Here is a 14,190-nt window from a genome sequence, read left to right on the forward strand (position 1 = left end):
GGAGGAAAATATAATGAGCAGTAACGGGATGGGCTGGGTCAATTATGGTGATGTTAATCCTATCGAGAACGGGGGAATTTTCGTACAGCAGGACGGGGCGACAACGTTCAAGATTATCAAATTATTTTTCGATGATAATCTAGGTAAAAATGTACTTTGGGATATGTATGTCGATGTCTCCGATAATTGGATTGATCGGAAGGCTGTTAACGACTACGGAAACTTGCAGCAAAACGCTGTTGACTACGACACTAGACTGGCAATCGAATGTATCAGCTATTACGCACCTGATAATTTTGGCTGTACAGAAAACGTGTTCCTTGAACTTGAGGAAACAGCCGAATATCTGTCACCATACGGGATTCAGGTTTAGGCGTATTTATACTAATCTAAAGGGGATTACAACATGAATGAGGGCACTAATAAAAAGGGTTTAAACCTTAAATTCGTTGGTATTGGATGTCTCGGATTAATTGTCATCGCTATCATTATTGCAGTAGTGAGTTTCATGGTAATCTGGGGACAGCGTAATACTGCGGTGGGTTTGGACGAGCAAATTAAAGCGCAGTACGTATCAAATCAATCCAATTACGATAACATGTGGAAGAAGTTTAAAGAGATCGCACAGGTAACCGATATGCAAGCTGATGATTTCAAGGAAGTTTACTCTGGAATTATCGAAGGACGTTACCAAGATACACAACTTCTCTTTAAATCGGTACAGGAATCAAATCCAAGTTTAGGTACTGAAGTCTATACTAAATTGCAAAATGAAATTTCTGCTGGACGTACAACGTTTGATAGAAATCAATCTAAAATTACTGACCAAATTCGGGAGTATAATACATATATTAGACGTCATGTAATTATGAACTTCCTCTTTAATTTCACTCAGCTTGATGCAAGTAAGTATATTGTCACATCTGAACGCACACAAGGTGCTTTTGATTCCGGAAAAGACGACGAAGTCAACTTGAGGTAACCTATGATATATTGGAGTGCATTATTCTTAGTGTTACTTGTCGGATTCTCATTGGAATATTTTGTATTTACACGGAACTGGCTGAGACTACTTATAGTCTCTGTCCTTTCCATAGTGATTTTCGCTATTATTGTAGGTATTGATTATTTTGCTCAGACTGCAGCTATTGAGATACGCTCCGGAAGTGTTACCGCAGTTGACCATGAAGAAGAATGGGACGAATGGCATCCTGAGGTATGTACTACGACAACTGATGACAAAGGTAGAACATCTACATCTTGTACTCCGGGTTATTGGGAACATCATGACGCGACTAATCGAATTAAAACTTCGGATGACGGGTGGATTACTGTGCGTAAGTCTATGGATGGTAAGGTGAAGTTTAATGACTCTTATCCTAACACAGATTCTGAACTTGCCTATTTTTATCCAATAGGAACAACGTCTGCATCACGACATACTTACACTAATAAAGTCAAGGCATCTTACAGTATCTTTAAAAATAAGGAAGTTAATCCTGACGACTACCCTTATCTACCTTCATATCCAAATACAGTTGAGGGGTATATAAAGATTCCAAGGTTTATTGGCGATGTTCCAAATAAAGTACAAGTGTTGGACAGATTAGACGAACTAAATACACGACTCAATAAAATGGTTCCAAATCCCGAAAAGCCGGGTAAACTTAAATCTTGGAAGGAAGTTAACTTGATTTTTGTTAACCTTGGTGCTGATGTTCCGTACGAAGCTGGACTTGCGCTCCAGGACAGTTGGGAAAATGGTAATAAGAATGACTTTGTTGTTAGTTTTAGTGCCGATTCTTCTGGAAGGATTGCGTGGGCATATGCTTTCTCGTGGAGTGAGGTTGACATCCTTAAACTAGAAGTGCAAGATTTACTGATGAATAACGGTGACACTGCGGACTTCTTAACTATCATTGATGGCGTAGGCAACCTTGTGGAAGAGAAATTCGAGAGAAAACAGTTTGCGGATTTCAATTACATTCAGGTACAACCTAGTAATTTAGCTATCGGATTTATCTGGTTCCTTGAGGTAACTTTAGTTGTGGGATACTTTATAAATGGATTATATTCTACACGAGAAGAATTGCGTCGTAAAGGAAGCAAAAGCAGATATAGTTGGATTTAAAAGTAAGTAAAACTGTTGAGGATGCTGTAGAAAGTACAAGTACAGAATCCTCGGATGTATAGAAATAACTTCGCTTTAAAAACTACATAATACTCCGAGTTTTAGGTTCGATAACCTCGTGATTCTGTATGAACCCTTCATGCAACGAATCAGGCCTGGACTCAGCTATGTTTCGGTTTCTGGGTACTCGCTCTCAAGTAGGTGATATACTCTGGACAGAATTACCCCGTTTGAACGTGCTTCGCATTATAACGATCCTCGATATTTGCTTAATCAACAAAAGCAACCTCAACAGTCGTCCTCTGACAAATCCAATGAACAAGTAGCTTTCAGTACATATCTTCAGAACGCAATGAAAAATAATAAAAACTCTCACTAACTGTGGGAGTTTTTTATTTATCCTATTGCTGGCGATAGCACTAATAATATAGAATAATTGTAAAGGTGGTTGGTTAAATTTGAACGAGACTCTTTCGCTCTTGGAAAATTTGCCTGACAGATATAGGTACCAAATAGACAAAGAGATAAGTATTTACACAGAAACCAAACATCGAAGTTTAGCTAAAATGCGGGAAGCTGCAGGATACGATTATTTACGTGTTTTTAATATTGAGGATTCACTTGGAAAATTTGAGACACTGTATAAAATTATCCGAAAAGGATTCGATTACGACATTGACATGGAAATTGCACGGAAAGAAATTTTTAAGGCTGTAGCTGATAATCTTAAATTTCTACGTGCACACTATTATCATGTATACTTCAGGGAAATGCCTGATTTCGATCAGGAACTTGAAGAATTGGATGATATTATCAACTATAAACATACTATTTGGAGGGATATTGCTATGAACTATAACGACTTTGTAATGCAAGTTAATTCTCTTATGCACCATATCACTGACGCAACTACTCGAATGGCGGGAAATCGCGATACAGGTTACCGAATGAATCAGCGGGAGTTTATTAGCCAGCGTTTAGAAGAAATGACACAATTGTTTGAGACATATCCTGAGCATCACGCAGCTTACGTTATTAATGGTGGTTTTAGATAAATATAAAATCAACAATTAATCGTATTAAATATGGTATATACAGGAACAGGACTTAATCCTGATCTGATTCTTTTAGTTAAGGGAGAAAATCTTTGTGAAAATTCTATTGGATGAAATACTGACGGATTTAGGTATAAGTCGAAATTATTTTTCTGATATTTCAGGTGTTAGACCTAACACAATTAATGATTTGTGTCTAGGTAACTCGAAAAGATTCGAAGTAGAAACACTTGAAAAAATCGTATACGCACTCAACGAGTTTGTATCTAAAATGGATATCAGAAAATCCTATGACGTTGGTGATATCATCGTTTTGAATGGTGAAGATAAGCGTAAAGTTACGCCTAGACACACTGATAGATCCCTTAATGAAATGGAATTATCTTTATTGGCTCAGTTAAAGCACCAAGAAGACAGTTTTAATAGATTGATAGCAGAAATCAATCATATCCCGGAAGGGTTACCCTCTAACGATATTGATAAGTATCAGCAGTACGCAGAACGAATGAAATCTGCACAAGCTGAAATGGCAAAACATATTTCTGCTATGGAATATTTGAACGGTCAACTTAAGATGTTGAATTTGTTGCGAAGTTAATTCAATTAACTTAAATCGGATTCGATAAACTTTCTGAGAATAATAGGAGAATATCATGAAAACTCGAGTAAAGATACTCATTTTCGTAAATAGATTCGCAAGAGAGAATGGATACGCTCCGACAATCCGGGAAATCGCTGATAATGTTGGTCTTAGTTCTGTATCTACCGTCCATACACATTTATTATCACTCGAAAAAGATGGGCTGATATTACGCGATAATGGACGAATTAAACTATTTGAGAACTACGAAAGTACAACAGTACTAGAAAGAGACTCAAATGGACCAACTCGAATTTTGTGGAATAATCAAATATTTACCAGGGACGAATGATGGAGGGAATCTATTGATTACAGTTGCAATTAAAAGTGGAACTTCTGGTCATTATGATCCAGAGGGCAATGATTTAATTATTGCCCAATTTAAGTACAAAACTATACCTCAAATTGGTCACACCCTACATATTAATTTAAGGGCACGTGATGAATTTAACAAACTCTACCTATTAACTGGGGAGAAGTTGGATAAATATTACCAGGTAACTGGTGTTCACAACTACTTCTACGAGAGTGGCGTAGCTTATGAGGTATACCAAGAGGTTACCGTTTATGTGGTTGAAATTTAAATTAACGGAGGAATCGTATGTTTACTGTAATGATTAAAAGTGGTACCTCTGGTTACTTCGAACAGGACGATATTGATTTAAAAATTGCTGATATCGATTCTAACAATATTCCAAATAAAGGGGATATTTTGGAACTACCTTCGAATGATTCCCAATCAATCCAAAGTTATATTGTTCATGAAGTACGACGTAAGTATGTAAAAGGTGTTACTGTCAATTTTTATAACGAATTCTTTTATGTCTACGTATATAAAATTTAACTGGGAGGTTTGTAAATGAGCAGCTATCATGTAATCGGATCTACCTTGGATTGTATCACTGTTGAGGTAGAAAACAGATTCGTTAACAAGGCAGAATACAACAAGTTCTACGAGGCTTTCATGGAAATGCAAAGTACATACTGTTACTTCGGTGACATCGAACTGCCAATTAAAATCGCACTAAATTACGATAATGAATCAGGACTTGAGGTTCGTTTCAATTTCATTAACTGGTCCGGATATGATTTCTTGAGTAACATGGATAAAGTTAGGTGTTTTATTCCGCAAGATACTGTTCTCTGTGCTGAAGGAACCGCGTACGATTACGAATATTACAGCGACGGTCAGTACGGAGTATTGAGATTCGTTTCTGATGTCGAACTTGATACTAATTTCAATATCGAATATGAAGTTGCGCACTATGAAAAAAGTATGGGATACTTCGAAGAACAGTACTTCAAGCGTGCGCAAGGAATACCGAAAAGTGTTAATATTTACCGTATTTTAACCGCTATGAATCATTACGTCTACAATGCTTTTTATAAATCTCAGATTGATTTCGGATTTTATCTGTCTGATGAAGGTAAATTCCTTGATATCGTCGCACTTAGACCTAAAGCTAACTAATTCAACAATTTATACTGGGCACTAAAATAAAGGTGCCTGGTATAAATTATACTAACCATTGAGAGTCTAAAGTATTAAGTAGGTGTAAGGAGAAGTTAAGCAATGAAATAATTTCAAACGAGTGGTAACCTCTGGCTACGTAAATATCGGTTGCGGCTGTATTGCTAGGTGATAGGTTCCGGAATAGCTACCCTTCGCCATATCGCTTCACTCGTTTGGAATTATTTGATTGATTAACTTAGTATTCGAGTCGCTTTCTCAGGCATTCATCGACTTGTAATCGGGTGGTCAGAGGTTCAAATCCTCTCGTTCCGGAAACGGAATGTAGCTCAGTCTGGTTAGAGCGCCTTATGCTTGGGATAACACTTTTACTCGAATTACTTACATATTATCTGGAGGGATGGCATATAGTCCTTTTCGCTGAAGGTATATTTCTATTACTCGAACTACTTGTAAACCTTTTCACTTTTCTTGTCGTTTTGATAGCATATCGATTTTTGGGGCTAACGCTTTCTTGCATCTGTTTAGCTGTATATGCTATATTTTGGTTCAGTCCAGTGATGGTAGTTCTTGCAGCTATATTCGCAGTGTGTTCATTAGTATCTATGTGTCTCAGTAGCAGAGCTCGCGATGAACTTAAAGATATTGCATTCTAATAAATAACAAACTTAGAATAAAAACTGAGTCTCAAGTAAGTCCTTATAAGTAAGTAGTATAAGGAAAGAAGAAATAATAAAATTTAAGTGAGTCGCTAGATAAGGGTTTCCTCGACTTTTAACCGATAATAAACCTTTAACGCCTTATTTACTCACTTTTAATAATTAACAATATTTTGAGTCGTTCGTCACTGGTTACTTCGACGCTGATTCTATAGAACCTGTGGCATCACCTTTCACTCAAAGTAAAATATAATAGTTCGAGTCGCTTCTGAAGGAATTCTTCGCATTTGACGCACCGGGTCGTTGGTTCGAATCCAACACTTCGCTCTTAGGAGGAAGTTAGCTCAGCGGGAGAGCAGGTTATGAGTCCTTCGCCTATTACCTTTACTCGAACTATTTATTTAAAAATCACTCGCCTTCATCGAAATTAACTTCGACGCTGGCGTTTTTTAATTTAAAGGGGGATTTAACGTGAACAGTGGAATTGATCCAGTAGTTGAGCACCGGGAACTTTTGAAGGAATTGAAGAATAATTTAATTGATGAACTGGAGAACTATAGTTATTCCGGATTAATTGCCGAAGCTGAATTTTCACTTGCAATCACGTTTTATAATCCTCGTTATTATGATCGTGTTTTGCATATCCTCGATAAGGGTCGTGAAAAGGAGACACGTAAGAATCAGAACTTACTTATTAAATTTTTGACTATTACTCCCGAGAAACGTAACGATTATATACATAGTTTAACCGACGCAGAATTAATGACTAAAGCTAAGCAAATTATCACAGCTTTACTCGATAATCCTGCTTATAATAATGTAGCAAGGGCAATCTTAAAGAAGAACCCTACGACACTAAGTGAAGCACAACGTAAGGTATTTTATGGTTTATTAAATGTTGATTATCATGAATCTCGTGAAGACTACTTTTCTCGGGAAAATAAAGGAGAATTGTAGAATTACATATAATATTCTATTGTATCCTTAAACTATCCAATTAATTAAGTGGTGTTGGATTAATGGAATAGTATAAAATGTAATATACATATTGGAGGTAATAAAATGTCTAATGTTCGCAACTTATTCGATGACGCAAGTTTCGCTAAAAAGCCTGACGAACTGAACCGGGCTGGATATGAATCGTACTCTAAAAGTCTTGAAGAAAAGTATTTGCAGCTTATTTTGACTAATCAACTGGGTAATACATTTTACGCAGACAGACATAAGATTCTTAACGAATCAATTGAATTGCATCAGGCTATTTTTGAGAAAGATCCTGAGTTTATGGCAAAGGCTTTACGTTATGCACGTAATAAAGGCTTCATGCGTACACAGACAGCACTTGGATTGTCTATTCTATCCAAAAACCCAGCTATCTTCGCTAAGGTTTTTGCTGATATTATCTTGATTCCTGATGATTTGTCTGATTTCATGACAATGATCAAGAGTCAAGGACGTGGCGAAGGTGGTCGTGCTATTCACCGGGCAGTCTCTCGATTCTTTAATGAGAAAATGACTGAATATTGGGCGATCAAATACGCTTCAGCTAACCGTTCACATGGTTATGATCTTGGGGATATGCTAATCACACATCACGTTAAAGCGCCAAAAGATGATGAGGTTAAACAAGCACTGTTCAAGTACCTAGTGCTCCGTTCAGCTATTACACAGAAATCTAGCAAGAAAAAGCAAGAGTCGGCTAAGGCGCAGATGGAGCAGTTTAAACTGGAAAAACTTCATCTACTTCCGCAAGTTGAAGCTTATGAGAAATTGAAGGACTCGGAATCTGTGGAGGAACAAATCAACCTGATCACTGATGGTAAACTTCCAATGGAAGTTGTCACTCAAGCTGTAACAATGACACCTTCACACTGGCAGGCACTTATGAAACAAATGCCAATTACAGCATTGATTCGTAACCTGGAAACACTGAGCCGGCATAACGTTTTGGAAAATAACCGTGAATATATTCACTCACGGATTACGGATGAAGTTGCCTTGGAAAAAGGTAAAATCCTCCCGTATAATCTATTGAAAGCATTCAACAAAGTTACAGCTCCTTGGGTAAAAGACGGATTGCGTCTTGCTGTTGAGAAATCAATGAGCAATATCCCTGATATTCCTGGTCAAACTGCAATCTTTTTCGATGTATCATCATCGATGTGGGGAGACGAGATGTTCATGACGGGTGCAATCTTCACTTATGCACTTCACCGCAAAACTCAGGGTAATGGTGTAGCTTGGGCATTCAACCGAGCCGTATACGATATGAATCCGTCATCTATGGATACTATCCTAACACAGGCTCAAAATGCCACCAATGAGCATGCAAAAAGTGTTTACAGAAACACTGATGGTACGGACACAGGGGCACCGGTTTCCAGATTGATCTCGATGGATAAGAAAGTCGATAATATCATCATTATCACTGATGAGCAGCAAAACACTGGTCGACCTTTCTATAAAGAGTTCCTGCGCTACCGTAATAACCTGAATCGTGGCACAAAAGCATTCATTATCGACGTATCTCCTTATCAAAATGCAGTAACTCCTAAGGAAGATGGAGTTTACTATATTTATGGGTGGAGTGATAAAGTACTTAACTTTATCTCGATGGCTTCCGAAGGCTTCGATTCAATGTCACAGTTCATTCATCAGCAAGAATTGTAAATAAGAAGACCACCCTCGAGGTGGTTTTTATTTTGTCTACAATTAACCTATAAGAATAGGAAAGAGTAAAACGAAATTAAGTGAGGTGTCTTTCATGCTTAATCCTATTGAACTTATGGTTAGTCAGCAGGCTATATTCAATCTCGCAGCATACATCGTTAACTCCGATAAATTACAGCTGATTACACAATCTATTGGGATTGTCTTTATTTCAATAGTTCTGGGGTTAGTTGTATATCGAACAGAGAAAAATAAGATGACTTAGGAGGATGTATCATATATGATGTACGTTATAGCGCCAATTGATTCAGTATGTGCTAATTGTAATCGAAAAATCAAGAAAACTGTATTTATCGATCACATTCCCTATGGATCAGAGTGCGCAAAGGATATATTAGGCTTAACTGATGATGATTTTGGGGCTCCGTTGTGGTTATACAAATTAGCGCAAGAGTTCGTAAACAATGAATTCAATTTACACTCACCTTATTCTTGGTTAAGCGACGTTCAGGTCAATTTCTTTAATGAGCATGCTACCTCGGGAAAAGTTTGGGAAAAGCCTGTTGTGATTGAAGGTAAGCGTATCAAAGTTGCGTGGCAGATTGAGATTGGACGGTATATCGCATTTCAGTATGCTGAAGTTTCTGGTAGACCTATCTCTGAATTTAGTGACGGAGAGTACTACACTAAATAAAAACACAAATTTACTGAGAGTATTAGCATCTGACTACTATTTATCCAATAAAATATATAATATAGAATAAATAGAGAGGTCAGGTGGATGTTTTGGCTAGTACTCTCCCTCCAGGATCGGTAGACTTCAGTGGGATGAAGATCGGTAAATTAGATGTAGTTCGATTCTTTGATACATACGAACGAAAGACTCTATGGGTATGTACATGTCCTTGTAAGAATAGAATTTTAGCTACATTCGATGGTGAAACATTCAGTAATTACGATAGCGGTCGGTGTACGCACTCCGTATTCAATTACTCCTTTAGCTGGTTACTGGAAGGTGCAGGTTCTAAGGCTAATAGCTACTATATGTACGGAGTACCTGAGAGTGCACCGGAACACGTAGATCAAGATAATGCGGCTGAAACTATTCACGAAGCAATTAAAACGGCTTATAATAGTAATAAAGGGCCTGCACGATCAAAGAGAACTTCTCACGAAAACTACATCGGAACTAAATGGAATTCGTTAACTGTTGTAGGACCAACTGAAGAACGTAAGAATCGAACAGTTATTTGGGAGTTTAAGTGTGAGTGCGGTGAAATCGTGCTCGAGACTCTCCAACGTGTCAGTTCTGGTACTAAGAAATCTTGTGGATGTGTGGAAGTACGGAAACTTGAAGAAGCCTTACGCGGATCACGAAGTGGTAAACTTACCTTTGTGAAGATTGACCCTAATGACAAGAGGACTGTAATCTGTAAATGTGATTGCGGTGAAACGGTACCGCTACGTAAGTCTGCATTCGTCAATAAGCACTTTGCTTCTTGTGGATGTGCTAAGCGTGGTAGACCTAAAAAGACTGATGAGGTGGCATAATGGCCGAATATCAGGAAAGACATGGCAGCATTTACTTTTGGGATACTGATAGCGATAGGCCAATTCATATTATTGAGTCACCAGCCATCCTATTCGACACTGACGGAATTTACAGACTTAAATTAGGTGAACGTGCTGATTTAGATAGTTATTACGCACGTAAAGTTGCGGAAGCAGAAGAGAAAGGTCATTCTGATCTTGTAGCTACTTGGGCACTTTTAGACTTGCCAAAAGATGCTGAATTGCTTAACCGTCTCTTAAAGGATACAACTTACCTTGAAACATATCTTAAAAAGCATCTTGAAAAATAAAAAATTGATCTTATTTAAAATTTTTGCATCTTCCATGTGTCCTTTTAAATAAGTTGTATAAGTAAGAAAAGAATAAATTAACTGTTTTTGGTAGCGATATATGATGACTTAGTTAGCATATATCGCTGCTGATCTGATTTAGAGTTGGGCGTATAGGCTCTGCTCCCTCCCAGACCAGAGGGCTATACCCCAACTGTGAATCAGATCGAAATTCAACTCTATGGTCTACCTGACATAGAGTTTTAATTTGCTTAAATTTATGATATTAGTCCCTATTATGTCCTTTTAATTAATTAGTGGTGAAAGAAAGGTAAAAAATTTAAAGGAGGGTTCAGGTAGATGATTGAGAATCTACAGAGAATGTCACAACTTATTTCATTAGCTATCCAGTTTGATTTACTGAACAGTACATTAGCCTCTGGTGATACCGATTCTGCATATTCGAAGTTGGCTGACATTTTCGACAAAGACAAACTCGCTGAGTTCGATGTGATCGAATCGGAAACCGAGCGCATGGAAAAGATTAAGCAATTTTGTACTTTAGCTATACTCAAGACTGTTGCCGGGATTAACAGGTTATCTGTTCTCAGTCAGGGTAATGCTATTTTGAATGTTGCGGAAAACGATGATCCTCCTGAACTCAAAAACTTACTGATATCTTTAGCTCTGGAAATCACTGGTGACAGACTTGAACTTAACAAATCTGTCGAGGTGTATGAAAAAATCATTGCAGGTGAGATCTCGACAGAGAAGGAATTACTCACATATATTGGAAAGGGGTAAACTGATGTTAACTCACAACACTAATGATACATACACTCCTGCTGAGTTGGACCAGGTACTAATTCAGCTTATGCGTGAGGTTAGGGAATATCCTCCTGCAGTTGTGCCAATCGTAACGTGGAAATTTGATAAACAAAAAGGAGAGTTTGTCGATGTCTAAAACTAACCCTGAGTATATAAAGAACGGTCTAGAAGTAGAGGTCACATTTTACAGAGAATCCGGCAAGTATTACACGCACGGTAACGTAAACATTGGTGACGTTAGGATGCATCACGGAAACCGAGAATTTATGCAGGCTATTATTGATAATCAGCAGCTTATGTCCGGTAACTCTTGGGTCGGAGAATATCACGTAGTAACAAGAGATACGGACGATAATTGGAAGCACCGTGATTATCACGAATTCTCTAACGCAATCTTCCCTGCAGAACGATGGATCGGACTGAGAGTTTAACTCGTTAAATTATCCTTAACTATACTGTATATAGAGAAATAGGAGGTTAGGTTAATGGATGAATTTGACGGAAAGCCTGTGCCAGAGGGCAAACGTGTAGAACACTGCAACTTTTGTGGTGAGGAAACGCTTGTTGATGATGTTGACTGGGAAGTAATAATTTGCGAAGATAAAGAATGTTATAACCTCTATTTACGTGGATTAAACCATTATATTTAATATACAGCCAGAACTTAGTGACCAACTCTGCTCTGGCTGATTTTGTAATCTTTAGTAATTCGCTAGGAGTATATAGTAGTAAATTACAGGAGGAGGTTAGAAAATGACAGCAAAGTTTTACGTTAATACTGATGGGCATCAGACTAATATTGAGAACCTTTACATATCATCTCATAAGGGTGGCTTCTTATTACATGCAGTAGGATTCGACAAAGAGTTTGAGTACTGTGTATGGGCACGACCTGAAGCTGTGCTATATAATGAAGACGCACGCGAGTATTATTCAGAGCACCCAATCACGGAGAATTCAACTGGTGAACAGTTCTTCTGGTTCTTGCTTGCACTACCTGATGATATGAATATGGCAAATTTCGGACCCAACTATCCTAGTTGGCCTTATCTTCGCGTAGTACGAACTATTTACGACGGTGAAGAAACACTTCATAATACGGATGGTCTTATCGGTTGGTAAACTTACGGGAGCAGGTGCAACTTGGAAACTTGGAATGTTAACAATCAAAACAATAACCAGTATAATGTGCAAGAGGGTCCTGGCGGATATGACGGTTATGTCAATCATCGTGACCCTAATTTCATGCGTAAACGAGATTGGATCCTGGTACTCATCCTCAACGCTATTCCTATTGTCGGATTTATCATGATGCTGATTTGGGCTTTCTCATCCAGCGATAACATGACACGAAAAAATTTCGCAAGGGCTAATCTGATTATGTCACTGGCCTATGTGGCTATTGTAATTATCGCATACTTCGGTATGTTTACACTTTTATATTCGGCATATAATCTCTAGTAGGAGGTACTTCATGTGTTCAAGATTGGCAATTTCGATGTACCCATAGACGATAAAGGCAGTTATTTTAGATATAACGGGGAAAATATTCCAGGAGTATTTTACTCTATCGGGGATAATAGACTTGCAAGTATGCTCAAACTTACGCTTTGGGACGAGGAATTCGGTATCACTGCTGCTAAGGCACATTGGAAAGTGCAATTATCACGGCTAATAGATTTAGGCATAATCCTAAATCATGATTTACTTACCTTTGATGAAGATCGACAGCTCAAAGATGCGGGTATATTCCGAGGTGGGAAGTTAGACTTCGCTACAGAAGGGTATTATTGTTCCTATATGCTGAATGACCCTAATCGACCAGTTCAATTCTCTGGAGTGTTTGATATTGATCCGGCACGTATACTGAATGTTTTCGTTGAAAGTTATCCTAATGGTACTGCGGCACGAATCATAGAAATTAACTGAGAGGGGAAACCTTAAATGAGTTATTATCGACCTGATAATGTGCATCCGGGATCAGTAATTGTATTTCAACCCGAAGACACTAGTTTTTTGCCTGTGATTGCACTGGTAAAAAACTCTGATAATGACGGTGTGGAACTTGATATTGATGGTTCTTACGCATTTATTAACTACAACCAAATTATTCATCTGTACCTACCTTGCGAAGCAACTCTTAATCTAGTTGCAATGAAGCAGCAAGGTTAGCAATCTAAGGAGGAATTACATTGGTATTAAACGGAAATAACGCTTACCAGCATATTGTTGAAAGTATGGTTGACAAGAATCCAGGTTACTGGGAAACTTTCGTAATCGATGCTGACGACGGGGCTATTGATGTACTCTGTTTTCGAATTGATAATTTCGGTTTAAAAACTGAGACTCCTTACCGTAATGTCTTCGGTCAGGTCCAACTTCGAGTTAGAAAATAACAAAATTAACCTCACTCTATATGAGTGGGGTTTTTTAATTATAATTGTATCCCATAGACGTCCCTTTAATTAAGTGTATGTAGAGATAAGGAATACAAAAAACTAAGTGAATGGGGATATCAAAAATGTGTGATGGACGTTACTCAATCGAATTAAACCGTAACAGCAAGGTTATGTACCTGATGGTAGCTGGAACTTTCAACAATGAAAAGGTTGCCGAGTTTATTCGAGATTATAATTCTAATGTGGCATCCGTTGTTGCTTCTGAATTTGTACTTGAAATTGACGTAACTGATATGAAAGTACTGACTCAGGACATGATTCCACAAATGCAAGCATGTCACCAATTGTACCGGGAATCTGGTTTCAAGAAAGTTGTATTCGTGACTAACGGAAGTGCGCTGGTACAGAGTCAGATGGCACGTGTAGCTCGCATGGCAGATTTGAAGAATGTAGAATTTACACAAATGGCAACAAAATAAAAGGAACTACATAATTA

Annotated in this window: 21 protein-coding genes; all 21 read left to right on the forward strand. The window is 37.9% G+C overall.

What is annotated here, in order from left to right:
• Positions 1-13: 13 nt before the first annotated feature.
• The 21 genes from ABGV42_RS01195 to ABGV42_RS01295 all read left to right on the forward strand — a co-directional run bounded on the left by ABGV42_RS01195 (position 14) and on the right by ABGV42_RS01295 (position 14,173).
• A complete protein-coding gene (locus tag ABGV42_RS01195) occupies positions 14-373 on the forward strand; it encodes a hypothetical protein (RefSeq protein ID WP_347379993.1) in 360 nt (119 codons plus the stop codon).
• 33 nt (positions 374-406) lie between these two features.
• Positions 407-982, forward strand: a complete 576-nt coding sequence (locus tag ABGV42_RS01200) for a hypothetical protein (RefSeq protein ID WP_347379994.1) — start codon at positions 407-409, stop codon at positions 980-982.
• A gap of 30 nt (positions 983-1,012) precedes the next feature.
• The gene (locus ABGV42_RS01205; RefSeq protein ID WP_347379995.1) at positions 1,013-2,131 is read left to right on the forward strand and encodes a hypothetical protein; all 1,119 of its coding nucleotides are present in this window, start codon (positions 1,013-1,015) and stop codon (positions 2,129-2,131) included.
• A gap of 458 nt (positions 2,132-2,589) precedes the next feature.
• Positions 2,590-3,186 carry a hypothetical protein gene (locus ABGV42_RS01210; protein WP_347379996.1) on the forward strand — a complete coding sequence of 199 codons (597 nt, stop codon included), beginning with the start codon at positions 2,590-2,592 and terminating at the stop codon, positions 3,184-3,186.
• A 94-nt stretch (positions 3,187-3,280) separates the two neighbouring features.
• Positions 3,281-3,784 carry a helix-turn-helix domain-containing protein gene (locus ABGV42_RS01215; protein ID WP_347379997.1) on the forward strand — a complete coding sequence of 168 codons (504 nt, stop codon included), beginning with the start codon at positions 3,281-3,283 and terminating at the stop codon, positions 3,782-3,784.
• A gap of 55 nt (positions 3,785-3,839) precedes the next feature.
• A complete protein-coding gene (locus ABGV42_RS01220; protein ID WP_347379998.1) occupies positions 3,840-4,118 on the forward strand; it encodes a winged helix-turn-helix transcriptional regulator in 279 nt (92 codons plus the stop codon).
• A 13-nt stretch (positions 4,119-4,131) separates the two neighbouring features.
• Positions 4,132-4,410 carry a hypothetical protein gene (locus ABGV42_RS01225; RefSeq protein WP_347379999.1) on the forward strand — a complete coding sequence of 93 codons (279 nt, stop codon included), beginning with the start codon at positions 4,132-4,134 and terminating at the stop codon, positions 4,408-4,410.
• A gap of 275 nt (positions 4,411-4,685) precedes the next feature.
• Positions 4,686-5,297: a hypothetical protein gene (locus ABGV42_RS01230; protein WP_347380000.1), complete on the forward strand. Its 612-nt coding sequence runs from the start codon at positions 4,686-4,688 to the stop codon at positions 5,295-5,297.
• 1,130 nt (positions 5,298-6,427) lie between these two features.
• On the forward strand, positions 6,428-6,913 hold the full coding sequence (locus ABGV42_RS01235; protein WP_347380001.1) for a hypothetical protein: 486 nt from the start codon (positions 6,428-6,430) through the stop codon (positions 6,911-6,913).
• 105 nt (positions 6,914-7,018) lie between these two features.
• Positions 7,019-8,626, forward strand: a complete 1,608-nt coding sequence (locus ABGV42_RS01240) for a TROVE domain-containing protein (protein ID WP_347380002.1) — start codon at positions 7,019-7,021, stop codon at positions 8,624-8,626.
• Between the two features lie 280 nt (positions 8,627-8,906).
• Positions 8,907-9,320 carry a hypothetical protein gene (locus ABGV42_RS01245; RefSeq protein ID WP_347380003.1) on the forward strand — a complete coding sequence of 138 codons (414 nt, stop codon included), beginning with the start codon at positions 8,907-8,909 and terminating at the stop codon, positions 9,318-9,320.
• Positions 9,321-10,176: 856 nt separating this feature from the next.
• A complete protein-coding gene (locus ABGV42_RS01250) occupies positions 10,177-10,488 on the forward strand; it encodes a hypothetical protein (RefSeq protein WP_347380004.1) in 312 nt (103 codons plus the stop codon).
• A 339-nt stretch (positions 10,489-10,827) separates the two neighbouring features.
• Positions 10,828-11,271, forward strand: a complete 444-nt coding sequence (locus ABGV42_RS01255) for a hypothetical protein (RefSeq protein WP_347380005.1) — start codon at positions 10,828-10,830, stop codon at positions 11,269-11,271.
• A 152-nt stretch (positions 11,272-11,423) separates the two neighbouring features.
• Positions 11,424-11,726, forward strand: a complete 303-nt coding sequence (locus ABGV42_RS01260) for a hypothetical protein (RefSeq protein WP_347380006.1) — start codon at positions 11,424-11,426, stop codon at positions 11,724-11,726.
• Positions 11,727-11,780: 54 nt separating this feature from the next.
• Positions 11,781-11,945, forward strand: coding sequence for a hypothetical protein (locus tag ABGV42_RS01265; protein ID WP_347380007.1), 165 nt, complete (start codon positions 11,781-11,783; stop codon positions 11,943-11,945).
• A 103-nt stretch (positions 11,946-12,048) separates the two neighbouring features.
• Entirely contained in the window at positions 12,049-12,417 is a 369-nt protein-coding gene (locus tag ABGV42_RS01270) for a hypothetical protein (protein WP_347380008.1), read from the forward strand.
• A 21-nt stretch (positions 12,418-12,438) separates the two neighbouring features.
• On the forward strand, positions 12,439-12,756 hold the full coding sequence (locus tag ABGV42_RS01275) for a hypothetical protein (protein WP_347380009.1): 318 nt from the start codon (positions 12,439-12,441) through the stop codon (positions 12,754-12,756).
• 15 nt (positions 12,757-12,771) lie between these two features.
• Complete coding sequence (locus ABGV42_RS01280; RefSeq protein WP_347380010.1) at positions 12,772-13,224, forward strand: hypothetical protein; 453 nt, start codon at positions 12,772-12,774, stop codon at positions 13,222-13,224.
• Positions 13,225-13,239: 15 nt separating this feature from the next.
• A complete protein-coding gene (locus tag ABGV42_RS01285; protein WP_347380011.1) occupies positions 13,240-13,467 on the forward strand; it encodes a hypothetical protein in 228 nt (75 codons plus the stop codon).
• 20 nt (positions 13,468-13,487) lie between these two features.
• On the forward strand, positions 13,488-13,691 hold the full coding sequence (locus ABGV42_RS01290) for a hypothetical protein (RefSeq protein ID WP_347380012.1): 204 nt from the start codon (positions 13,488-13,490) through the stop codon (positions 13,689-13,691).
• 125 nt (positions 13,692-13,816) lie between these two features.
• Positions 13,817-14,173, forward strand: coding sequence for a hypothetical protein (locus ABGV42_RS01295; RefSeq protein WP_347380013.1), 357 nt, complete (start codon positions 13,817-13,819; stop codon positions 14,171-14,173).
• The last annotated feature ends 17 nt before the right edge of the window (positions 14,174-14,190 follow it).

Source organism: Paenibacillus pabuli (assembly GCF_039831995.1).
Lineage (GTDB): Bacteria > Bacillota > Bacilli > Paenibacillales > Paenibacillaceae > Paenibacillus > Paenibacillus pabuli_C.